At 73.9% G+C, this 21,798-nt stretch carries 21 protein-coding genes; 20 read left to right on the top strand and 1 reads right to left on the bottom strand.

The window, feature by feature from the left end:
• The first annotated feature begins 9 nt into the window (after positions 1-9).
• The 17 genes from TOK_RS03900 (at position 10) to TOK_RS03985 (ending at position 18,339) form a co-directional block, all read left to right on the top strand.
• On the top strand, positions 10-300 hold the full coding sequence (locus TOK_RS03900; RefSeq protein ID WP_216361841.1) for an acylphosphatase: 291 nt from the start codon (positions 10-12) through the stop codon (positions 298-300).
• A gap of 43 nt (positions 301-343) precedes the next feature.
• Positions 344-3,904, top strand: coding sequence for a chromosome segregation protein SMC (gene smc / locus TOK_RS03905; protein ID WP_098956395.1), 3,561 nt, complete (start codon positions 344-346; stop codon positions 3,902-3,904).
• 29 nt (positions 3,905-3,933) lie between these two features.
• Positions 3,934-5,694 (top strand): signal recognition particle-docking protein FtsY, encoded by a 1,761-nt coding sequence (ftsY, locus tag TOK_RS03910; protein WP_098956396.1) that lies wholly within the window; start codon positions 3,934-3,936, stop codon positions 5,692-5,694.
• A gap of 324 nt (positions 5,695-6,018) precedes the next feature.
• Positions 6,019-7,374, top strand: a complete 1,356-nt coding sequence (locus tag TOK_RS03915) for an ammonium transporter (RefSeq protein ID WP_098956397.1) — start codon at positions 6,019-6,021, stop codon at positions 7,372-7,374.
• A gap of 5 nt (positions 7,375-7,379) precedes the next feature.
• A complete protein-coding gene (locus tag TOK_RS03920; RefSeq protein ID WP_098956398.1) occupies positions 7,380-7,718 on the top strand; it encodes a P-II family nitrogen regulator in 339 nt (112 codons plus the stop codon).
• Between the two features lie 103 nt (positions 7,719-7,821).
• A complete protein-coding gene (locus TOK_RS03925) occupies positions 7,822-8,208 on the top strand; it encodes a P-II family nitrogen regulator (protein WP_098956399.1) in 387 nt (128 codons plus the stop codon).
• Positions 8,202-10,556 carry a [protein-PII] uridylyltransferase gene (locus tag TOK_RS03930; protein ID WP_098956400.1) on the top strand — a complete coding sequence of 785 codons (2,355 nt, stop codon included), beginning with the start codon at positions 8,202-8,204 and terminating at the stop codon, positions 10,554-10,556. The genes TOK_RS03925 and TOK_RS03930 overlap by 7 nt, the downstream gene beginning before the upstream one ends.
• 30 nt (positions 10,557-10,586) lie before the next feature.
• Positions 10,587-10,925 carry a P-II family nitrogen regulator gene (locus TOK_RS03935; RefSeq protein ID WP_098956401.1) on the top strand — a complete coding sequence of 113 codons (339 nt, stop codon included), beginning with the start codon at positions 10,587-10,589 and terminating at the stop codon, positions 10,923-10,925.
• Positions 10,926-11,082: 157 nt separating this feature from the next.
• The gene (locus tag TOK_RS03940) at positions 11,083-11,661 is read left to right on the top strand and encodes an AAA family ATPase (protein WP_098956402.1); all 579 of its coding nucleotides are present in this window, start codon (positions 11,083-11,085) and stop codon (positions 11,659-11,661) included.
• A gap of 10 nt (positions 11,662-11,671) precedes the next feature.
• Positions 11,672-13,207: a signal recognition particle protein gene (ffh, locus tag TOK_RS03945; protein ID WP_098956403.1), complete on the top strand. Its 1,536-nt coding sequence runs from the start codon at positions 11,672-11,674 to the stop codon at positions 13,205-13,207.
• A complete protein-coding gene (locus tag TOK_RS03950; RefSeq protein ID WP_216361843.1) occupies positions 13,204-14,292 on the top strand; it encodes an amidohydrolase family protein in 1,089 nt (362 codons plus the stop codon). Before ffh ends, TOK_RS03950 begins: the two co-directional genes overlap by 4 nt.
• 982 nt (positions 14,293-15,274) lie before the next feature.
• Entirely contained in the window at positions 15,275-16,018 is a 744-nt protein-coding gene (locus tag TOK_RS03960; RefSeq protein ID WP_098956458.1) for a CPBP family intramembrane glutamic endopeptidase, read from the top strand.
• Positions 16,019-16,206: 188 nt separating this feature from the next.
• Positions 16,207-16,650 (top strand): 30S ribosomal protein S16, encoded by a 444-nt coding sequence (gene rpsP, locus TOK_RS03965; protein ID WP_098956405.1) that lies wholly within the window; start codon positions 16,207-16,209, stop codon positions 16,648-16,650.
• On the top strand, positions 16,647-16,886 hold the full coding sequence (locus TOK_RS03970; RefSeq protein WP_013676804.1) for an RNA-binding protein: 240 nt from the start codon (positions 16,647-16,649) through the stop codon (positions 16,884-16,886). Before rpsP ends, TOK_RS03970 begins: the two co-directional genes overlap by 4 nt.
• Positions 16,864-17,430: a ribosome maturation factor RimM gene (gene rimM / locus TOK_RS03975; RefSeq protein WP_098956406.1), complete on the top strand. Its 567-nt coding sequence runs from the start codon at positions 16,864-16,866 to the stop codon at positions 17,428-17,430. The genes TOK_RS03970 and rimM overlap by 23 nt, the downstream gene beginning before the upstream one ends.
• Positions 17,431-17,543: 113 nt before the next feature.
• Positions 17,544-17,759 (top strand): helix-turn-helix domain-containing protein, encoded by a 216-nt coding sequence (locus TOK_RS03980; RefSeq protein WP_098956407.1) that lies wholly within the window; start codon positions 17,544-17,546, stop codon positions 17,757-17,759.
• Between the two features lie 10 nt (positions 17,760-17,769).
• Entirely contained in the window at positions 17,770-18,339 is a 570-nt protein-coding gene (locus tag TOK_RS03985; RefSeq protein WP_098956408.1) for a Clp protease N-terminal domain-containing protein, read from the top strand.
• 13 nt (positions 18,340-18,352) lie between these two features.
• Here TOK_RS03985 and TOK_RS03990 read toward each other — a convergent pair whose 3' ends face one another.
• Entirely contained in the window at positions 18,353-18,550 is a 198-nt protein-coding gene (locus TOK_RS03990; protein ID WP_216361844.1) for a hypothetical protein, read from the bottom strand.
• 128 nt (positions 18,551-18,678) lie between these two features.
• Between TOK_RS03990 and trmD the strand changes: the two genes are divergently transcribed.
• The 3 genes from trmD (at position 18,679) to lepB (ending at position 21,773) form a co-directional block, all read left to right on the top strand.
• Complete coding sequence (trmD, locus tag TOK_RS03995; protein ID WP_098956409.1) at positions 18,679-19,452, top strand: tRNA (guanosine(37)-N1)-methyltransferase TrmD; 774 nt, start codon at positions 18,679-18,681, stop codon at positions 19,450-19,452.
• 151 nt (positions 19,453-19,603) lie between these two features.
• Positions 19,604-19,963 (top strand): 50S ribosomal protein L19, encoded by a 360-nt coding sequence (gene rplS / locus TOK_RS04000; RefSeq protein WP_098956410.1) that lies wholly within the window; start codon positions 19,604-19,606, stop codon positions 19,961-19,963.
• 64 nt (positions 19,964-20,027) lie between these two features.
• A complete protein-coding gene (lepB, locus tag TOK_RS35220) occupies positions 20,028-21,773 on the top strand; it encodes a signal peptidase I (protein WP_374754850.1) in 1,746 nt (581 codons plus the stop codon).
• Positions 21,774-21,798: the final 25 nt, after the last annotated feature.

The following is a 21,798-nucleotide window of genomic DNA, read 5'->3' on the forward strand; positions in this document are numbered from 1 at the left end:
ACCAGCACTGTGAGTATCAACGACGACTCCACCGTTCGGCTCACAGCCTGGGTGCACGGAGCGGTACAAGGAGTCGGTTTTCGCTGGTGGACGCGGTCGCGGGCGCTCGAGATCGGGCTGGTCGGCGAAGCGCGGAACCTCCCGGACGGGCGAGTGGCCGTCGTTGCGGAGGGTGATCAAGAGCGGTGCGAGAGGTTGCTCGGTCTGCTGCGGGGCGGGACGACCCCGGGCCGGGTCGACGACGTCGTGACCCAGTGGGGCGACGCCCGGGGCGACTGGGCGGGATTCCGCGAGGTCTGACCCCGGTAACCTCTGGCGACCATCGCAGTCTGGGAGTCCGCCCGTGCATCTCAAGAGCCTGACGCTGAAGGGCTTCAAGTCCTTCGCCTCGGCCACGACGCTGCGCCTGGAACCGGGCATCACGTGCGTCGTCGGGCCGAACGGCTCGGGCAAGTCCAACGTCGTGGACGCGATCAGCTGGGTGCTGGGCGAGCAGGGCGCGAAGGCGTTGCGCGGGGGCAAGATGGAGGACGTCATCTTCGCCGGCACGTCCGGCCGGGCGCCGCTGGGCCGCGCCGAGGTGACGTTGACGATCGACAACTCCGACGGCGCCCTGCCCATCGAGTACTCCGAGGTGTCGATCACCCGGCGGATGTTCCGCGACGGTGCCGGCGAGTACGAGATCAACGGCGACCGCGCCCGCCTGCTCGACGTGCAGGAGCTGCTGTCCGACTCCGGCATCGGCCGGGAGATGCACGTCATCGTCGGGCAGGGCCAGCTCGACGGGGTGCTGCAGTCCAAGCCGGAGGACCGGCGCGCCTACATCGAGGAGGCCGCGGGCGTCCTCAAGCACCGCAAGCGCAAGGAGAAGGCGCTCCGCAAGCTCGACGCGATGCAGGCCAACCTCACCCGGCTCACCGACCTCACCGCGGAGCTGCGCCGCCAGCTCAAGCCGCTGGGCCGGCAGGCCGAGATCGCCCGCCGCGCGCAGGCGGTGCAGTCGGAGCTGCGCGACGCCCGGCTGCGCATCGCCGCCGACGACCTCGTCGCCCTGCGCGACGCGCTGGCCCGCGAGGAGGCCGACGAGCATGCCGCCCGGACCCGGCGCGCGGAGGTCGAGGAGGAGCTCCGCGTCGCCCGGGAGACCCAGGCGGAGCTGGAGGAGGCGCTGGCGGCCGACGCGCCACGTCTCGCCGCGGCCCAGGACGTCTGGTATCGGCTCTCCGCGCTGGCCGAGCGGCTGCGCGGCACGGTCCGGCTCGCCCAGGAACGGGCCCGGCACCTCGCCGACTCCGAGGCCGCCGAGCGCCCCCCGGGCCGCGACCCCGACGAGCTCGACGCCGAGGCCGACGAGATCGCCGCCGAGGAGGAGCTGCTCACCGAGGGCGTCTCCGAGGCCCGCACCCGGCTCGCCGAGGTGCTGGAGGAGCGCACCGAGCACGAACGCACCCTGCAGGCCGCCGAACGCGCCCACCTCGCCGCCGTCCGGGCCCTGGCCGACCGCCGTGCCGGCATCGCGACGCTCGCCGGCAAGGCCGAGGCCCTGCGCACCGGCGCCGCCGCGACGGCCGACGAGATCGAACGGCTCTCGGAGGCACTGGCCGAGGCGCAGGCCCGCACCGAGGAGGCCGCGGGCGAGCTGGAGGCCGCGCGGGAGAGCGCCGGTGTCCTCGACGACGGCGACTCCGGCCTGGCCGACCGCCTCGCCGAGGCCGAGGCCGCCCGGGAGAGCGCCGCCGCGCGCGTCGCGGAGCTGGTGGCCCGCGAGCGTGAGGTCGAGCAGCAGCGGGCGCACTGGCGGGCCCGGGTCGACGCGCTGTCGGTCGGCCTCGCGCGCAAGGACGGCACGGGCGCGCTCCTCGGGGCCGACGGCGTGCTCGGCGCGGTGTCGGGGCTGCTCACCGTCGACCCGTCGGCGCGGACGGCGATCGCCGCGGTGCTGGGGTCGCTGGCCGACGGCGTCGCGGTGGCGTCGCCCGCCGACGCCGTGGCGTCGCTGCGGTCCCTGCGCTCCACCGATGCGGGCAGCGCGTCGCTGCTCGTGGGTGGTGCCTCCGGCCTCGCGCCGGTCGGCGAGCCCCCCGCGGGCCGGTGGGCCGCCGCGCTCGTCACCGCGACCGGACCGTTGACCGGCACGATCACCGCGCTGCTCCGCGACGTCGTCGTGGTCGACGACCTCGACGCCGCGCACACCGTCGTCGACACCCGCCCCGAGCTCACCGCCGTGACCGTCCAGGGCGACGTGCTGTCCGCGACCCGGGCCCGCGGCGGCTCCGGAGCGGCGTCGTCCGCGCTCGACGTGCAGGCCGCGATCGACGCGGCCATCGAGTCGCGGGAGGCCGTCGAGCAGGAGCTCGCCCGGCTTCGGCCGGCCGTCGAGGGCGCCCGCGCGGAGGAGGCGGCCCGGTCGTCGGACGTCGACGCCACCCGGGTCTCCCTGCGGGCCGCCGAGGCGGGCCGCACCGCGGCCACCGCGCAGCTGTCGCGGCTGGAGCAGGTCGTGCAGTCGGCAGAGGCCGAGGCCCGCCGGACCCGGGAGCGGCGCGACGCCGTCGAGACCCGCCGCTCGGACTCCCTCCTCGCGCTGGAGGCCGCCGAGCACCAGCTGTCGATCGCCGAGGACGAACCCGTCGACGACGAGCCCGACACCGAGGTCCGCGACGCCGCCGCCGACGCGCTGGCCGACGCCCGCTCCGAGGAGGTCGAGGCGCGCCTCTCGCTGCGCACCGCCGAGGAACGCGCCCGCGCCATCGCGGGGCGCGCCGACACCCTGCGCAGGCAGGCTGCGTCGGAACGCCAGGCCCGCGTCCGCGCCGAGGCCGCCCGCGCCGACCGCGAACGAGGCGCCGTCGTCGCCGGCATCGTCATCGACGCCGGGCAGACCGCGCTCGACCGCATCGACTCCTCCCTCGCCCTCGCCGCCGCCGACCGCGACGAGATCGCCGCCGCCCGCGCCGGTCGTGAGGCGGCCCTCACCGAGGCCCGCACCACCACGACGCGCCTCACCGGGCTGCTGGAGAAGCTGACCGACACCGTGCACCGCGACGAGGTGCTGCGCGCCCAGTCGCGGCTGCGCCTGGAACAGCTCACCGAGAAGGTGCTCGCGGACCACGGCCTCGGCGTCGACGACCTCGTCGGCGAGTACGGGCCCGGCGTGCCGGTGCCGCCGTCGTCGGCCGAGACCGCCGAGTACGAGGCGGCCCGCGAACGCGGCGAGGACGTCGTCGCACCCCCGGCGATGCCGTTCGACCGGGCCACCCAGGAACGCCGCCTCAAGCGTGCCGAGAAGGACCTCTCACTGCTGGGCAAGGTCAACCCGCTCGCCCTGGAGGAGTTCGCGGCGCTGGAGGAGCGCTACCGCTTCCTGTCCACGCAGCTCGAGGACCTCAAGAACACCCGCCGCGACCTGCTGGTCGTGGTGCAGGAGGTCGACGACAAGATCCTCGAGGTCTTCGCCGCCGCCTACGCCGATGTCGCGCGTGAGTTCGAGGTCGTCTTCGCGACGTTGTTCCCCGGCGGTGAGGGCCGGCTGGTCCTCACCGACCCCGACGACCTGCTCACCACCGGTATCGAGGTCGAGGCCCGTCCGCCGGGCAAGAAGGTCAAGCGGCTGTCGCTGCTCTCGGGCGGGGAGCGGTCGCTGACGGCGATGGCGCTGCTCGTCGCGATCTTCCGGGCGCGGCCCTCGCCCTTCTACGTGCTCGACGAGATCGAGGCCGCCCTCGACGACGTCAACCTGCGGCGGCTCATCCTGCTCATGGAGGAACTGCGGGCGACGAGCCAGCTCATCGTCATCACGCACCAGAAGCCGACGATGGAGGTCGCCGACGCCCTCTACGGCGTCTCCATGCGCGGCGACGGCATCACGACGGTCATCTCGCAGCGGCTGCGCCCCGCATCGTGACGCTGTGGTGGGCATGACAGGCTGAACCTGTGACGACAACCCTCTGGATCGTCGTGGCAGTTGTCGCGGCCCTGCTGCTGGTCGCGCTCGTCCTCGGGCTGGTGGTCCGCCAGCGCAGGCGCATCAGCCTGCGCGAGCCCGACCAGGTCGAGGGTGGCTCGACGACGGCGGTGAAGGCCCCGCCGAAGGGCGGGTCGTACCAGGCCAGCGGCGGGTTCAGCTTCTCGTCGGGCACCGCCACGGCCCCGAAGCCCACGGCCCCCGCCGAGCCCGCGACGGCGCCTGAGGACGAGGCCACCGCGGGTCCGGCTCCCGCGGGGACCGCTCCCGTCGGTGACACCGCCGACGACACCCGGACCCCGCCCGGCGGCATCGCCGCCGCGGGCACCGCCACCGAGGCGCGCACGCCGGCAGAGGGGTTCCCGGCGGTCCCGACGGGCGCCGCCAACGACATCCCGACCCCGGCGCGCGGCACCCCGGCGGTCGCGCCCGCCGACATGAACTCTCCCGCGGCCCCGGCCGCTCCTGCGGCGCCGGCCGCCACGGATGCTCCCGCGGCGCCGGCCGCCACGGACGCGCCGGCAGCCACGGACGCGCCGGCCGTTCCGGCCGCGCCGGCCGGGGCGGACGAGAAGCCGGACACCGGGTCGGGCACGAAGACGGGTGCGGTGGCCGGCGCGGGCACCGTCGTCGCGGGCGGCGCCGCGGTGGTCGCCGCCGGCACCGCGACCGACGAGAAGGCGCCCGCGGACAGGACCGCGACGCCGGCCGAGCCCGTCGCGACGGCCCCGCCGGAGGCGCCGCCCGCCGCCGTCCCGACCGCTGACAGCCCGGCCGGCACCGCACCGCCCGCGCCCCCCGAGGCCATCGACCCCGCCGCCGGCCGTCTCGAACGGCTCCGCGGCCAGCTTGCCCGGTCGCGGTCGGCGTTCGGGCAGAGCCTGTTGGGGCTGCTCGGCGCCGGTGAGCTCGACGAGGACTCCTGGGAGGACGTCGAGGCCACGCTTCTGCAGGCCGACCTCGGCCCGGAGATGACGGCCGAGCTGGTCGAGACCCTGCGCACCGAGATCGCGACCCGCGGGGTACGCACCCCCGACCAGGCCCGCCAGCTGCTGCGCGACGTCCTGACCAAGGCACTCGAGCCGGGCGTCGACCGCTCCGTCGCGGCCCTCCCGCACGACGGGCGGCCCGCGGTGCTGCTGGTCGTCGGCGTCAACGGCACGGGCAAGACGACGACCACGGGCAAGCTCGCCCGCGTCCTCGTCGCCGACGGACGCCACGTCGTACTCGGCGCTGCCGACACGTTCCGTGCCGCCGCCGCCGAGCAGCTGACGACGTGGGGCGAGCGGGCAGGTGCCGTCGTCGTCCGCGGGCCAGAGGGTGGCGACCCGGCCAGCGTCGCGTTCGACGCGGTCAAGCGCGGTACCGAGGACGGCGCCGATGCCGTGCTGCTCGACACCGCGGGCCGGCTGCACACCAAGACCGGCCTGATGGACGAGCTGGGCAAGGTCAAGCGTGTCGTGGAGAAGCAGGCCGAGGTCGACGAGGTGCTGCTCGTCCTCGACGCCACGACGGGCCAGAACGGCCTCACGCAGGCCCGCGTGTTCGGCGACGTCGTGAAGGTCACGGGCATCGTGCTGACGAAGCTGGACGGCACCGCGAAGGGCGGCATCGTCTTCCGCGTGCAGCGCGAGCTCGGGGTCCCGGTGAAGCTCGTGGGGCTCGGCGAGGGCCCGGACGACCTGGCCCCGTTCGAGCCCGGCGCGTTCGTCGACGCCCTGCTGGCCTGATCCCGGCTACCCGCGCACGCTCACGGCTCCCGCGCTCGCCCGGGACGACCGTGAGGGTGCGCGCGAGGACCGGGCACCCGGGGCGGTGACCCGGCCCCGGCGTCGTGACCTGCGCGTGACCTTCCCGGCGTCGCGGAGGGCCGCTCAGTGAGCCCCGCCACGCGGTAATCCGCTTGTAACGCCGTCGGTCGGTCCGTTCACCGGCGCGAAACCTCCGAGGGTGCCGGGGGAAACACGACGCTCCGAGTATTCCGTCACCTGCCGCACCACCCAGCGGCGTAGACGGGAGGGAGTTCCGTGCCTGACACCGGCGATACCGCATGGATGCTCGCCAGCTCCGCGCTGGTGCTGCTCATGACACCAGGGCTGGCGTTCTTCTATGGCGGCATGGTCCGCAGCAAGAGCGTCCTGAACATGATGATGATGAGCATCTCCTCGCTCGGACTCGTCGGAGTCCTGTGGGTGCTCTACGGCTACTCCGTGGCGTTCGGCAACGACGTCGGCGGCGGCCTGCTCGGCAACCCCGCGCAGTTCGCGGGTCTGAAGGGCCTGTTCGGCGGGACCTATCTCGCCACCGACGGTGGACCGCCCGTCGACATCCCGCTGGTCGGCACGATCCCCGCGACGGTGTTCGTCGCGTTCCAGGCGATGTTCGCGATCATCACGGTCGCACTGATCTCAGGTGCGGCGGCCGACCGTCTGCGCTTCGGTCCGTGGCTGGTCTTCGCGGGCCTCTGGGCGACCATCGTGTACTTCCCGGTCGCGCACTGGGTGTTCTCCTTCGACGGCGTCACCTCCGAGACGGGTGGCTGGATCGCCAACTCGCTCAAGGCGATCGACTTCGCGGGTGGTACCGCGGTCCACATCAACGCCGGCGCGGCGGCACTCGCGCTCTGTCTGGTCCTCGGCAAGCGCCGGGGCTGGCCGAAGGAGCCGATGCGTCCGCACAACCTGACGCTGGTGATGCTCGGCGCCGGTCTGCTGTGGTTCGGCTGGTTCGGGTTCAACGCGGGTTCGGCCGTCGGTTCGAACGGCGTCGCGGGCCTCACGTTCGTCAACACGCTGGTGGCCACCTCGGCGGCGATGCTCGCCTGGCTGCTGGTGGAGCGCCTCCGTGACGGCAAGCCCACGAGCCTCGGCGCCGCCTCCGGTGTCGTCGCGGGTCTGGTCGCGATCACCCCGTCCTGTTCGGCGGTCTCCCCGCTCGGCGCGATCGCGGTCGGCGTCATCGCCGGTGTCGTGTGTGCGCTGGCGGTCGGGCTCAAGTACAAGCTGGGCTTCGACGACTCGCTCGACGTCGTCGGTGTCCACCTCGTCGGTGGTCTCGCCGGCACCCTGCTCATCGGCTTCTTCGCCACCTCGTCGGCCCCCGCGGGTGTCGACGGCCTGTTCTACGGCGGCGGCGCGGACCAGCTGTGGCGCCAGGCGGTCGGTGGCTTCGCGGTCCTCGCGTTCAGCTTCGTGCTGAGCCTGATCATCGCCTACGTCGTCAAGGCGATCTTCGGTCTCCGGGCCACCCCCGAGGCCGAGGTCCAGGGTCTCGACGAGACCGAGCACGCGGAGACCGGCTACGACTTCGCCGGCCTGCGTGGCGGCGGCGGCCTGGGCACCCCGCGTCCCGATGCGGCGACCGCCGCAGCGGCCGCACACGTCCCCGCTACCGCGGGCAAGGAGGGCTGAGCGCGATGAAGCTGGTCACGGCGATCATCAAGCCGTTCGTGCTGGAGGACGTGAAGGGTGCGCTGGAGCAGATCGGCGTACTGGGAATGACCGTCAGCGAGGTCCAGGGCTACGGCCGGCAGAAGGGCCACACCGAGGTCTACCGCGGTGCGGAGTACTCGGTGGACTTCGTGCCGAAGGTCCGGGTGGAGGTCGTCGCCGACGACGCTCTGGCCGAGAAGGTCGTCGACGCGGTCATCGAGTCGGCCCGCACCGGGAAGATCGGTGACGGGAAGGTCTGGACGACGCCGGTCGAGTCGGTCGTCCGGGTCCGCACCGGCGAACGCGGCACGGACGCGATCTAGCGGGACGCAGTAGCAGCACGGTCGAAGGCCGGGCGCCCGGGGCCCGTCGCGGGACACACGCGACGGGCCCCGGGTCGTCCCGGCCCGTCCCGACGGGAGGGGCATGCAGCTCGTGACGGCCGTGGTCAAACCGTTCGCGCTCGACGACGTGCGGGCCGCACTGGGCGCGCTCGGAGTGGAGTCGGCGACGGTCGCGGAGGTGTCGGGGTTCGGGCGGCAGCGTGGCCACACCGAGGTGTACCGCGGCGCGGACTACCGGCTGGACTTCGTGCCGAAGCTCCGCGTCGAGGTCGTCGTGGAGGACGCGATGGCCGAGGCGGTGGTCGACGCGGTGGTCCGCGCCGCGCGCTCGGGCCGCATCGGTGACGGCAAGGTGTGGGTGTCCCGGCTGGACTCGGCCCAGGGGCCGGACGGCTCCGGGCCGGCGGAGGACGAGGAGGGGTGCGCGATCGTGTCGTGGGGGGACGCTGTGGGGGGAGCGGCATGGTGACGGCGGGACCGACATCGGCGGACGACCTGGTCAAGGCCAGGGTGGTACTGCTCGAACCTGTCGACGGCAGGCGGCGGCTGGCACCGGAGGCGCTGCGCACCGCGCTGGTCGACCTCCACGACTTCTGGCTCGCCGGGCGGGCCGCGGCGATCGGGATCGGCGGGACGGGATCGGGCGTCGCGCTGGCCGCGGTCGGCGCGCTGGGCCGCCGGGAGCTCGCGCCGCACTCCGACCTGGACCTGGTGCTGCTGCACGAGGCGCGCACCGGCGTCGACGGGCTCGCGGAACAGATCTGGTACCCGCTGTGGGACGCAGGGATCGGGCTCGACCACTCGGTGCGCACGCCGGGGCAGGCGGTGCAGGTGGCGGCGACCGACCTGCGGGCGGCGTTCGGGCTGCTCGAGCTGCGGCACATCGCGGGGGACCACGAGGTCACCGACCGCGTCCACACGGCGGTCCGGACGGCCTGGCGGTCGGGGATCCGCGGTCGGTTCGACGAGATCGCCGACGGCGCGGCGGACCGCTGGCGGCGCAACGGCGACGTCGCCCACCGGGTCGAGCCGGACCTCAAGAACGGGCACGGCGGCCTGCGCGACATCCAGCTGATCGACGCGCTCGCGGCCGCCCAGCTGCTCGACCGCCCGGCCGCCGACGTCGCCGCGGCCCGGATGCTGCTGCTCGACGTCCGCACGGAGCTGCACCGCCTCGCCGGCCGGGCCCGGGACGTGCTGCGCGCCCAGGATGCCGACGAGGTCGCGACGACCCTGGAGCTGGGTGACCGGTTCGAGCTGGCCAGGGCGCTGTCGGGGGCGGCGCGGGCGGTCGCGTTCGCCGCCGAGGTGGGGCTGCGCTCGGCGCGGGTGGCGTTGCCGCGCCGGGGGCTCGCGGCACTGCGCCGCCCGCCCGTGCGCCGCCCGCTCGACTCGGGCGTCGTCGAGCACATCGGCGAGGTCGTGCTGGCCCGCGACGCGAGCGCGGCGCGCGACCCGGCGCTCGTGCTGCGGGTGGCGGCGACGGCCGCGCGGACGGGGCTGCCGGTGGCGGCGTCGACGTTGCACCGGTTGTCGGAGACGGCTCCGGAGCTGAAGGAACCGTGGCCGCGCGACGCGCTCGGCGAGCTGTTGTCGTTGCTGGGCACGGGCCGCGGGATGATCGACGTCGTCGAGGCGATGGACCGCACCGGCCTGTGGGGGCGGCTGCTGCCGGAGTGGGGCGCGGTGCGCGACCTGCCGCCTCGCGACCGCGCCCACGTGTGGACGGTCGACCGGCACCTGGTCGAGGCGTGCGCGCAGTCGGCGCGGCTCACCACCCGGGTCGGACGTCCGGACCTGCTGCTCGTGGGGTCGCTGCTGCACGACATCGGGAAGGGCCGCGGCGCCGACCACTCCGTCGTCGGCGCGGAGCTGGCCCGCCAGATCGGGCACCGGCTGGGGTTCCCCGACGCCGACGTCGAGGTCCTCGGCGAGATGGTCCGACACCATCTGCTGCTGCCGCACACCGCGACCCGCCGCGACCTCGACGACCCGGCGACGATCGAGCGGGTCGTCGACACCCTCGACGGGAGCCCGCTGCTGCTCGATCTGCTCGCCGCCCTCGCCGAGGCCGACTCGCTGGCCACGGGCCCGGGTGTGTGGAGCCCGTGGAAGCAACGGCTGATCGGGGACCTGGCGCGGCGGGCGCGTGCGCTCATGGCGGGCGAGCCGTTGCCGCGCCCGGCGGAGCTGGGGGAGGCCTCCCGCGCGCTCGCCGCCGCGGCGGCCGCCGGCGGGAAGCCGCACGTGGACATCACCGGTGACCGGCCGGCGTCGGTCGTCGTGGCGATGCCGCACGGCCCGGGGACGCTCGCGGCCGCCGCGGGGGTGCTCGCGCTGCACTCGCTGGAGGTGCACGCCGCGGAGATCCACTCCGGCGACGAGGTCGTCGTCCACGAGTTCACCGTCTCCCCACGGTTCGGCTCGATGCCCGATCCGGCCCTCGTGCGCGGTGACCTCGTGCGCGTCACCGCGGGGTCGCTGTCGCTGCCGGAGGCGTTGGCGCGCAAGGAACGTGACTACGCCCCGGCGAACCCCGACCCGGACGCGCCCGAACCACGGGTGCTCTGGTTCGACGACGAGGCGAGCGGCGCGGTCGTCCTGGAGCTGCGGGGCACCGACCGGATCGGGCTGCTGTACCGGGTGGCGACGGCACTGGAACGGGAGTGCGGGCTGGACGTGCGGTGGGCCCGGGTGTCGACGCTGGGCTCGTCCGTCGTCGACTCCTTCGGTGTGGCGGGGCCCGGCCCGGACGGGGGCCTTCCCGTCGCCGCCCGGGCCGCGGTGGAACATGCGGTCCTGACCGCCGCGGGCTGACCCGCGGCCCACCCACTCCGGGAGCCGACCATGATGCTCGTGACCGCGATCGTCAAACCGTTCGCGCTGGCCGACGTCCAGGCGCAGCTGGAGCGGCTCGGTGTGCTCGGCATGACGGTGTCGGAGGCCCAGGGTTTCGGCAGGCAGAAGGGCCACACCGAGGTCTACCGGGGCGCGGAGTACTCCGTCGACTTCGTCGCGAAGCTGCGCATCGAGGTCCTCGTCGACGACGAGTTCGCCGACCGGGTGATCGACGCGGTGATCGCCGGCGCGCGCAGCGGCAAGATCGGCGACGGGAAGATCTGGGTGACGCGCGTCGAGACCGTCGTGCGGGTGCGGACGGGGGAGCGCGGCCCCGACGCGGTGTGAACCCTGTGAATGGCCCCTGTGAATGGCCCCTGTGAATGGCCCCTGTGAAATAGCCCCTGTGAATGGCCCCTGTGAACGGCCACTCACGACCTCGGTGCACGCGCTGTGAAGGTTCGGACATCAGGAACGCTTGGGACGCACCGGACGTTGGTCCGGCATGACCGCGTCGCTCGCCCGGCCCGCGCCCCTGCGGCTACCCGCGCCCGGCCGCACCCTCGTGCTCGTCGCCGGCCTCCCCGGAGCCGGGAAGTCGACGCTGCTCGCGGGCGTGGCCCCCGCCGCCGACGTCGCCGTCCTCGACTCGCAGCGTCACCGCGCCGCCGCCTCGACGACCCGGCTGCCCTACGGCGTCGTCCGCCCGCTGGTGCACCTCGCCCACCGCGCCGCCGTCGTCACCGCGGCCGTCGGTGGGCCGGCGTGCGTCGTCGTCCACCTGCCCGCCACCCGGCCCGGGCTGCGCGCCGCCGTCCGCGGTCTCGCCCGCATCACCGGCCGCGACGCGCACCTGCTCTGGGTCGACGCCCACCCTGGCGAGGCGCTGCGCGGCCAGCACGACCGTGGCCGCACGGTCCGCAGCGAGACGTTCGACCGCCACGTCGGGGACTCCGCGGGCCTGGCCGAACGGCTCCGCGCCGGTGCCGAGAACGGGGCCTGGACGTCGGTGCGGGTGGTCGATCGCGCCGACACCACACGCGGCCTGCAGGTGGACACCACACCCGTCGCGGTCGCCAAGTAGGCTCGCAGGGGTGTTCGACACCCTCTCCGATCGCCTCGGCGCGGCCCTGTCCGGTCTCCGTGGCAAGGGCCGGCTCTCCGAGGCCGACATCGACACCACCGCGCGCGAGATCCGCATCGCGCTGCTCGAGGCGGACGTCGCGCTGCCCGTGGTGCGAACGTTCATCGCCCGGATCAAGGAGCGCGCCAAGGGCGCGGAGGTGTCCGAGGCGCTGAACCCGGCGCAACAGGTCATCAAGATCGTCAACGAGGAGCTCATCGCGGTCCTCGGCGGCGAGACCCGGCGCCTCGCCCTGGCCAAGGAACCGCCGAGCGTCATCATGCTCGCCGGCCTCCAGGGCTCCGGCAAGACGACGCTCGCCGGCAAGCTCGCCCGCTGGCTCAAGGGCCAGGGCCACGCCCCGCTGCTCGTCGCGTGCGACCTGCAGCGGCCCAACGCCGTCAACCAGCTGCAGATCGTCGGCGAGCGCGCCGGGGTCACCACGTTCGCGCCGGAGCCCGGCAACGGCGTCGGCGACCCGGTCGACGTCGCCCGCCGCGGCATCGCCCACGCCCGCGACAAGATGTACGACATCGTCATCGTCGACACCGCGGGCCGCCTGGGCGTCGACGCCGAGCTGATGCAGCAGGCCTCCGACATCCGCGACGCCGTGCGCCCGAACGAGACCCTGTTCGTCGTCGACGCCATGATCGGCCAGGACGCGGTCACCACGGCCGAGGCGTTCCGCGACGGCGTCGGCTTCACCGGTGTCGTGCTCACCAAGCTCGACGGCGACGCCCGCGGTGGTGCCGCGCTGTCGGTCCGCGAGGTCACCGGCCAGCCCATCCTCTTCGCGTCCAACGGCGAGAAGCTCGAGGACTTCGACGTCTTCCACCCCGACCGGATGGCCTCGCGCATCCTCGGGATGGGCGACCTGCTCACCCTCATCGAGCAGGCCGAGCAGGTCTTCGACGCCGACAAGGCCCAGGCGACCGCCGACAAGATCGGCAGCGGCGAGCTCACCCTCGAGGACTTCCTCGACCAGATGCTCGCCATCCGCAAGATGGGCCCGATCGGCAACATCCTCGGCATGCTCCCCGGCGCCAACTCCGCGCAGATGAAGGAAGCACTCGCCCAGGTCGACGACAAGCAGCTCGACAAGCTGCAGGCCATCATCCGCGGCATGACCCCCGCCGAGCGCGACAACCCGAAGATCATCAACGGGTCGCGACGGCTGCGCATCGCCAACGGCTCCGGCGTCGCGGTCAGCGACGTCAACGACCTCGTGAACCGCTTCTTCGAGGCCCGCAAGCAGATGAAGCAGATGGCGGGCCAGTTCGGCTTCGGTGGCGCCGCCGCCCGCAGGGTGTCCAAGACCCGCAAGGGCAAGAAGAACGCCAAGGGTCGCAAGGGTCCGACGCCCGCACGCCGTCCCGCAGCGATGCCCGACCTCTCGCAGCTGCCCCCGAGCCTGCAGCAGCTGCCGCCCGGCCTCGGCGGCGGGCTCGACCAGCTGCCGCCCGGGTTCGACCCGTCCAAGCTGAACTTCGGCAAGAAGAAGCCGTGACGCCCGCGGCCGGGTACCGGCTCCGCGGCGTACTGCTGCCCGACGGCGAGTCCGGCGAGATCCACATCGACGGCGACGGCCGCATCGCCGCCGAGGGCACCGCCGGGGCGGAGACGCTGGTCGACGGCGGCTGGATCCTCCCCGGCCTGGTCGACGCGCACTGCCACGTCGGTCTCGGCCCCGACGGCGGGGTCTCCCTGGAGGAGGCCACCGAGCAGGCCCTCACCGACCGCGACAACGGCACGCTGCTCATCCGCGACTGCGGATCGCCGATCGACACCACGCCCCTGCAGGTCCGCGACGATCTTCCCGAGATCATCCGCGCCGCCCGCCACCTGGCGCGCCCCAAGCGCTACATCTCCGGCATCTCGATCGACCTGGACGATCCCGCCCTGCTGCCCGAGGCCGTCGCCGAACAGGCTGCCGCGGGCGACGGCTGGGTCAAGCTCGTCGGCGACTGGATCGACCGCGGCGAGGGCGACCTCGCCCCGCTGTGGCCCGACGACGTCCTCGCCGAGGCCATCCGCGTCGCCCACGACGCCGGAGCCCGCGTCACCGCCCACGTCTTCGGCACCGACGCCCTGCCCGGGCTCATCGGCGCGGGGATCGACTGCATCGAGCACGGCACCGGCCTCACCGACGACCTCATCGCCGAGATGGCCGCCCGCGGCACCGCCCTGGTGCCGACGCTGATCAACGTCGAGACCTTCCCCGAGATCGCCGACCGCGCCACCCGCTACCCGGCCTACGCCACCCACATGCGCGACCTGCACCGCACCGCGGGCGATGTCGTCCGCCGGGCCGGCGAGGCCGGGGTGCGGGTCTTCGCGGGCACCGACGCCGGCGGCGGCATCCGCCACGGCCGCATCGCCGACGAGATCGCCGCACTCGCCGCGGTCGGGCACCCCGACCCCCTCGGCGCCGCGAGCTGGGCCGCCCGGGAGTGGCTCGGCCGTCCCGGGCTCACCCCCGGCGCCCCCGCCGACCTGGTCGTCTACCGCGACGACCCGCGCGCCGACGTCACGGTGATCCGGGAGCCGGCGTTGATCGTGCTCCGCGGACAGGTCGTCCACGCGGCGGCCTGACCGTTCCCCCGGCCGGGGGGAGCGGCGGCCTGACACGCCCTCCCGGCAGTCCGGTGGGCGCGGACGCAGGTAGCGTCGTGTCGTGCGATCACCGGACGGCGACCCCCGGCCCGTACCCGATCTCGCCGGGTCGCCCGCAGGCGGAACGGACCCGGCGCCCGGTTCCGACGCAGCCGCGGGTTCCCGTGTCGCGGGTTCCGATGGCGCGGGTTCCCGTGCCGCGGGTTCTCGGACCGCCGGTTCCGCGGCCACCGGTTCCGCATCTGCCGTGGACTCTGCTCCCGTGGACGCTGCTCCGGTGGACGCCGCCGCAGTCGGCCGTGCCCGGATGGAGGGTGACCGGACGGACGGTGCCCGGACGGAGGGTCCTCCGGCCGTCGACGGTGCGACGGGGGAGTCGGCGGGCCCGGAGGCAACCTCGGGCGGTGGTCCCGGTGACGGGCCGGGCGCTGATCAGCCCGACCCTGATCAGCCCGACCCTGATCGCGCCGACCCTGATCGCGCCGACCCTGATCGCGCCGACCCTGATCGCGCCGATCCCGATCGCGCCGACCCTGATCGCGCCGATCCCGATCGCTCCGGCCCCGATCCGGTCGACCCCGACCCGGCCGGGACTCGTGCTGTCGATCCCGGTCGCGCCGACGCCGTCGCAGGCAGGTCGCCGGAGTCGGACACGTCGCCCTCGTCCGCGCCGGTCGGCGGGCCTGCGCAGTACGGGCCGCCGACCGGGTCGCCGACATACGGAGCGCAGACGTACGCGAATGCGACGCCGTACCCGGGTACGCAGCCGTATCCGGGGCAGTCGGCGTACCCCGGCCAGCAGCCGTATCCGGGGCAGTCGTCGTTTCATGGTCAGCCGTACGCGGGTCCGTACGTGGCTCCCGGCCGGCCGTACGCCGCGGCCCCGGCGGATGCCTGGCCGCCTGGGCCGGGCGGGGTGCCGCGTGTCGGGCCCGGCGTCATCGGACCGCCGCCGGTCACGATGGCCGGTCCCGGGGCACGCGGCGGACTGCCGGCCTCCGAGCCGCGCCGCCCGCATCGTTGGGGCTTCCCCGCCTACCTGCTGGTCGAGGGGGTCTTCCTCGGCGTCTCGGCGCTGCTGGGCTGGCTGCTCCTGAGGGGGACGCCGCCGGGCGTCTGGACCGTTGCGATCCTGCTCGGCCTCCCGACGTTGTGTGCGGCAACGGTCGCGATCGTCGTGACGGTCGTCCGCGGCAACGGACCCCGCATCGATCTCGGGCTGCGCTTCTCGTGGCACGACGTCGGGCTGGGTGTCGCGTTCGGTGTCGGGGGGCTGGTGCTCAGCGTCCCTGCGGCACTGATCTACATCGCGATCGTCGGCGCGGAGAACGCCAACTCCGCGGTGGGCGACGTCTTCGAGAACCTCACCGCGACCCCGGCGCAGGCTTTCCTGGTGTTCGCGCTGGTGGCGCTCGTCGCGCCGTTCTGCGAGGAGGTCGTCTACCGCGGCCTGCTGTGGGGCGCGATGGAGAAGCACGGCGCGAACCGCTGGGTGGCGTTCGCGTTGACGACGATCATCTTCGCCCTCGCCCACTTCGAGTTCACCCGGACGCCGCTGCTGCTGATCGTCGCGATCCCGATCGGGCTGGCCCGCGCGCTCACCGGGAACCTGACCGCCAGCATCGTCGCCCACCAGATCAACAACCTGCTCCCGGCGCTCGCGCTGGCGCTGTCGCTGATGGGCGCGCTGCCCGGCGCGACGTAGCGAGCGGGGCCGTCCGGGGCTCGGTTGGGGAGGGCGGGGGGGCGTCTGGCAGAATGGCGGATCGGTCCCGTGGTCGGCCCCTCTCACCGTGCCGCGACCGCAGACGTCGAGTGAGCGCAGCCCGCAACCCCACGCGAGCCGCGCCGACTCATCGCAGCAGCACCGATCCGCGAGGAGCAGTTGGAAGCGTGGCCGTCAAGATCAAGCTGATGAGGCTGGGCAAGATCCGTCAGCCGTACTACCGCGTCGTCGTCGCCGATGCCCGTACCCGGCGTAGCGGGCGGGCGATCGAGACGATCGGCAAGTACCACCCGAAGAACGACCCGAGCCTGATCGAGATCGACTCGGAGCGCGCGCAGTACTGGCTGGGTGTCGGTGCGCAGCCGACCGAGTCGGTGCAGCACCTGCTGGAGATCACCGGGGACTGGCAGAAGTTCAAGGGCCTGCCCGGCACCGAGGGCACCCTCAAGCCGCAGAAGGAGAAGGTCGACAAGCTCGCCCGGTTCCAGGCTGCGCTTGCGGCTGCCGGCGAGGAGCCGACCACCGAGGCCACCACGCCGAAGAAGAAGGCCGAGAAGCGCGCGAAGGCCGAGGAGGCCGACGCGGCCGAGGCTGAGTCGACCGAGTCGTGAGCGTCCTGGCCGACGCTCTCGAGCACCTGGTCCGCGGCATCGTCGACCATCCCGATGATGTGCGGGTCGATCTCGTGACGAACCGCCGTGGCCGGACCCTCGAGGTGCGTGTGCACCCCGAGGACCTCGGGAAGGTGATCGGCCGAGGTGGACGCACCGCGACCGCGTTGCGCACCGTCATGGGTGGCATCGGTGGTCGTGGCGTACGGGTCGATGTCGTCGACACCGACAGGTAGCACTGCGCCGGGGCCGGCCCGTCTGCTGGTCGGTGTCGTCGTGCGGCCGCACGGACTTCGTGGCGAGCTCGTCGTCGAGGTGCGGACCGACTCCCCCGAGGAGCGGTTCGCACCCGGCGCCGAGCTCGCTGCGCTTTCCGGAGCGAGGACGCCGGGGCCGGTTCCGCCGATGTTGACCGTCGTGGCGTCGCGCCCGCACTCGGGCCGCCTGCTCGTGACGTTCGCGCAGGCCGTCGACCGCGACACCGCCGAGGGGCTGCGGGGGGTGCGGCTGCTCGTCGACGCCGCCGACCTCCCGCCCACCGACGACCCCGACGAGTTCCACGCCCACCAGCTCGAGGGTCTGCGGGCCGAGCTGGGCGACGGCACCGTCGTCGGGACGGTCAAGGAGATCGCGCACGGGCCCGGGGGAGAGCTGCTGGTGCTCACCCGTCCCGATCTGCCCGAGGCGCTGGTCCCGTTCGTCAGCGAGATCGTGCCGATCGTCGACCTCGAGGGTGGACGCGTCGTGCTCGACCCGCCGGAAGGCCTGTTCGACCCCTGACCCGCGCTCGCGAAGAGGGCCCGCCGGATTCCGGCGGGCCCTCTTTCGTGTGCGCCCACACCTCGTCGTCAACTCACGTTGACGCCGGGCTTTCGTCAACGTAAGTTGACGACATGACGGATGCGACGAGTGTCGCGGCGGCGGCGTCCAGCCGGGACCCCGCCATCGGGCTGGTGGCGGTGGCCTCCCTGCGAGGGCTGCTCGACTCACTGGAGGAGCTGCAGGTGCGCAACGCCCGCGACCAGGGCTGGTCGTGGCAGCAGATCGCCGAGGTGTTGCAGGTCAGCAAGCAGGCGGTGCACAAGAAGTACCGCCGCTACGGGTACTGAGGGGGCGGCCATGTTCGAACGGTTCACCACCGGTGCACGACGAGCTGTCGTCACCGCCCAGGAGGAGGCCCGCGACCGGCGGGCGAGCGCGATCCGCACCGAGCACCTGCTGCTCGGGCTCTACTCGGTGCCCGACTCCCTCGCGCTGCGGCTGCTCGCCGACCGCGGCATCGACAGGGCCGAGATCGTCGCCGATGTGGGCGCGCTCGGCCCGGACCTCACGACCGAGCCCAGCGCCGAGGCCCTGGCCACCCTGGGCATCGACCTCGACGAGGTCCGTCGGCAGGCCGAGGAGGCCTTCGGGCCGGGCGCGCTGGAACGCACGCGGGTGGGCCGCAAGGAGCGCGGCAGGCGCAAGGGGCACATGGCGTTCCACGCGACGGCGAAGAAGGCGATGGAGCTGTCGCTGCGGGAGGCGTTGCGGCTCGGGCACGGCCACATCGGCACCGAGCACCTGCTGCTCGCACTGCTGCACCCGGGCACGGGCGCGGGCCACGACGTCCTCGCCCGCCACGGCATCACCCTCGACGACATGCGGGTGGCCGTCGCGAGCGCGGGTACCGGCGAGGCCAGCGGCTGACGTGCTCCCGGGCTCACTCGTCGAGTGTCTCCTCGCGGCCGGTCGCGGTGCTGCGTACGCCCGCCAGCTCGGCGACGTCGCCGGCGAGCGCCGTGAGATCGCCGCGGCCCGCGAGGTCGAGGGCCACGGCGGCGATGCGCCCGCCGTCGTCGGGGACGGTCTCCCGGTCGATCGCCAGGCCCTTCACAGTGGAACCGCGCTCGGTGCGCACGGTGAGGACGGTCCTCAGGACGCAGTAGCGGCCGGCGCAGCTCAGGCGCAGGGGTCGTCGCTCGACCGGAACGCGGACACGTGCTCCTCCTCGGCCCACCTGCCGACGCGGATGCGAGGATTCCACCGGTGCGGATCGACGTCGTGACAATCTTCCCCGGCTACCTCGCGCCTCTGCGCGAGGCCCTGCTGGGCCGAGCCGTAGCGTCCGGGCTGCTCGACGTGGCCGTCCACGACCTGCGCGACTGGACCCACGACGTCCATCAGGCCGTCGACGACTCGCCGTACGGCGGCGGCCCCGGCATGGTGATGCGCCCGCAGGTGTGGGGGGACGCACTCGACGCCGTCCTCGCCGCCGACCCGCGCCCGGCCCGGCTCGTCGTGCCCACGCCGGCCGGGCGGCCGTTCAGCCAGGCCGACGCGCACGCCTACGCCGCGCAGGAGCGTCTGGTCTTCGCGTGCGGCCGCTACGAGGGCATCGACCAGCGGGTCGTCGACCACTACGCGCGTTCGATGCCCGTCGACGAGGTCAGCATCGGCGACTACGTGCTGGTCGGGGGCGAGGTGGCGGTGCTCGTCGTGGTGGAGGCGGTGGCGCGGCTGCTGCCCGGTGTGCTGGGCAACCCGCGGTCCGCGGCGGAGGACTCGTTCTCCGACGGGCTGCTCGAAGGGCCCTCCTACACCCGCCCCGAGGTGTGGCGTGACCACCCGGTGCCCGAGGTGCTGCGCAGCGGCAACCATCGCGCCATCGCGCGCTGGCGTCGTGACCGCGCGCTGGAGCGGACCGCTGCGCGACGCCCGGACCTGCTCGCCGCGCTGCCCGCCGACGGGCTCGACAAGGCCGACCGCGCGTTGCTGGAGTCGTTGGCGGACACCGGCTCCGGTGCTCCGGACGGCAGCTGACGGCCACCGGTTTCACTCCCGCCGAAGGCGTCTGGCACTATGGATGAGTTGCCAGCTCCCGACATGTGCGTCGGGACAGCCCCGGCGCCAGCCCAGTCGCGTGGAGCGGCGCCCCTGCATGACCGCAATCAGACGAGGACGGACCTGCGCGATGAACAGCCTTGACGAACTGGACGCACAGAACCTGCGTTCCGACATCCCCGCCTTCCGGCCGGGCGACACGCTCAAGGTGCACGTGAAGGTCATCGAGGGCTCTCGCTCCCGGGTCCAGGTGTTCCAGGGCGTCGTCATCCGCCGTCACGGCGAGGGCGCCCGCGAGACCTTCACCGTCCGCAAGGTCTCCTTCGGTGTCGGTGTCGAGCGCACCTTCCCGGTGCACTCCCCGAACATCGACCACATCGAGGTGTTCACCCGAGGGGATGTCCGTCGGGCGAAGCTGTACTACCTCCGTGATCTTCGCGGCAAGGCCGCCAAGATCAAGGAGAAGCGGGACACCCCGAACGCGTCGTGAGCTCACCCGGCGGTGGACACGACCTCACCCTCAGGTGATCAGGCGGTGACGTAGCCTCGTGAGCGTGGCGCTTCCCGAGCTCCCCGACGACCGGCGGGCCCAACCCCGACGGTACGGACCGGCGAACCCGCCGCCTCCTCCTCCTGCTGGTGACGGCCGTGTGCCCGCCGACGAGGGCTGGGCGCCGGACGACGGTCGCGTCGTCGGTGGCGCAGGGCCCGTTCGGCCGCAGGTCCCCGGACGGCACGACGAGCGTCACGGTCCTCGGCGGCAGAACGGTCGCGCTCCCGAGGCGTGGTCTCCCGACGCCGCACCCCGCCACGGACGCAACGGCCAGGGCCAGTTCGGCCAGGCCCGGTCCGACCAGGGCCGGCACGACCGGAACGGTCGCGGCCCGGTGAACCAGGGCCCGCCGCCGCGCGGATACGACGGCCCGGCCGACGATCCTCGCGGGTACGACGGCCCGGTCGCCGACGACCGCGGTCCCGGTGACTCCCGCGACCGCACCATGCCGCAGCGGCCCGCCGGTCCGCCTCCTTCAGGAGGCAATCCCGCCGGTCCCCGCCGCGGCGTTCCCACGGACGACCCGCGCCCCAACGGCCGGCCCGGCCGTCCCGCCGGTGGACCGCCCCCCGGCCCGCGCGACCGCGTCGTCCCCGACGACGTCTTCGCCGGGTCCGGTGCGGGCGACCCCGGCCTCGACGAGACGGCCGACCTCGGCCGCCCCGCCCACGACCGGCCCCCGGCGAACGACCGGAACCGCGACGACGGCCCTGCCCAGCCCGCACGCCGCGACGACCGTCCTCCGCGGGAGCGGCGCGTCCGCGACGCCGCATCCGGCGTCTCCGACAGCTTCGAGACCGGCGCCGTCCCCGGACGCCACCGCCGCCGCGCGGGCGAGTCGCCCGAGGGCAGGCCCGCGTCGTCGTACTCCTCGGAGACGAAGCAGGACGGTCGCAAGCCGAAGTCGGGTCGTCGCCGCAAGACGTCGTTCTGGAAGGAGCTGCCGCTCCTCATCGTCGTCGCGCTGCTGCTGACCTTCCTGATCCAGACGTTCCTCGCGAAGGTCTACGTCATCCCGTCCGGCTCGATGGAGCAGACGCTGCACGGCTGCACGGGCTGCAACAACGACCGGGTGCTCGTCGACAAGATCACCTATCGGTTCTCCGACCCCACGCCGGGCGACGTCGTCGTCTTCCGTGGACCCGACAGCTGGGGTACCGAGCAGGTCGCCGTGCCGAGCAGTGCGCTCGCCCGCGGACTCCAGCAGGTCGGCTCGCTGATCGGCCTCGCCCCGCCCGACGAGAAGGACTTCGTGAAGCGGGTCATCGCCGTCGGCGGGCAGACCGTCGCGTGCTGCGACTCCCGCAACCGCGTCATGGTCAACGGCAAGCCCCTCGACGAGCCCTACATCTACTACCTGCCCGAGGCCGGACCGGCCCGCCAGGTGCCGTTCGGGCCGGTCACGGTCCCGCAGGGCGAGCTGTGGATGATGGGCGACAGCCGCAACAACTCGTCGGACTCCCGCGCCGCCGGACACGGCCCTGTGCCGGTGGAGAACGTCATCGGCAAGGCGCGGCTCAAGGTCCTGCCGTTCGACCGCTTCGGCGTCATCTCCGCGCCCGACCCGCAGTCGCCGGAACCCGTGGGCATGGGCGGCCCCGAGGGTGCCCCGCTGGCGCTCGGCCTGCTCGGGACGTTGCCGCTCGCGATCGACCGACGCCGGCGCTCCCGGTTCTCCGCGATCGACGATCTCGACGACTTCCTGCCGTCGCCCCCGCGCCGCCTCCCGCGGCCGTGGCGACGCTGAGGTGGCGGCCCCCACCCGCCGACGC

Origin of the sequence: Pseudonocardia sp. N23 (assembly GCF_002583555.1) — a bacterium.
GTDB lineage: Bacteria > Actinomycetota > Actinomycetes > Mycobacteriales > Pseudonocardiaceae > Pseudonocardia.

Coding starts and splice junctions, on each gene's coding strand:
- TOK_RS03915 (WP_098956397.1), top strand. CDS start 6,019: ATGCTCGCCAGCTCCGCGCTGGTGCTGCTCATGACACCAGGGCTGGCG.
- TOK_RS03920 (WP_098956398.1), top strand. CDS start 7,380: ATGAAGCTGGTCACGGCGATCATCAAGCCGTTCGTGCTGGAGGACGTG.
- TOK_RS03925 (WP_098956399.1), top strand. CDS start 7,822: ATGCAGCTCGTGACGGCCGTGGTCAAACCGTTCGCGCTCGACGACGTG.
- TOK_RS03930 (WP_098956400.1), top strand. CDS start 8,202: ATGGTGACGGCGGGACCGACATCGGCGGACGACCTGGTCAAGGCCAGG.
- TOK_RS03935 (WP_098956401.1), top strand. CDS start 10,587: ATGATGCTCGTGACCGCGATCGTCAAACCGTTCGCGCTGGCCGACGTC.
- TOK_RS03940 (WP_098956402.1), top strand. CDS start 11,083: ATGACCGCGTCGCTCGCCCGGCCCGCGCCCCTGCGGCTACCCGCGCCC.
- TOK_RS03960 (WP_098956458.1), top strand. CDS start 15,275: ATGGCCGGTCCCGGGGCACGCGGCGGACTGCCGGCCTCCGAGCCGCGC.
- rimM (WP_098956406.1), top strand. CDS start 16,864: ATGTCGTCGACACCGACAGGTAGCACTGCGCCGGGGCCGGCCCGTCTG.
- TOK_RS03980 (WP_098956407.1), top strand. CDS start 17,544: ATGACGGATGCGACGAGTGTCGCGGCGGCGGCGTCCAGCCGGGACCCC.
- TOK_RS03985 (WP_098956408.1), top strand. CDS start 17,770: ATGTTCGAACGGTTCACCACCGGTGCACGACGAGCTGTCGTCACCGCC.
- rplS (WP_098956410.1), top strand. CDS start 19,604: ATGAACAGCCTTGACGAACTGGACGCACAGAACCTGCGTTCCGACATC.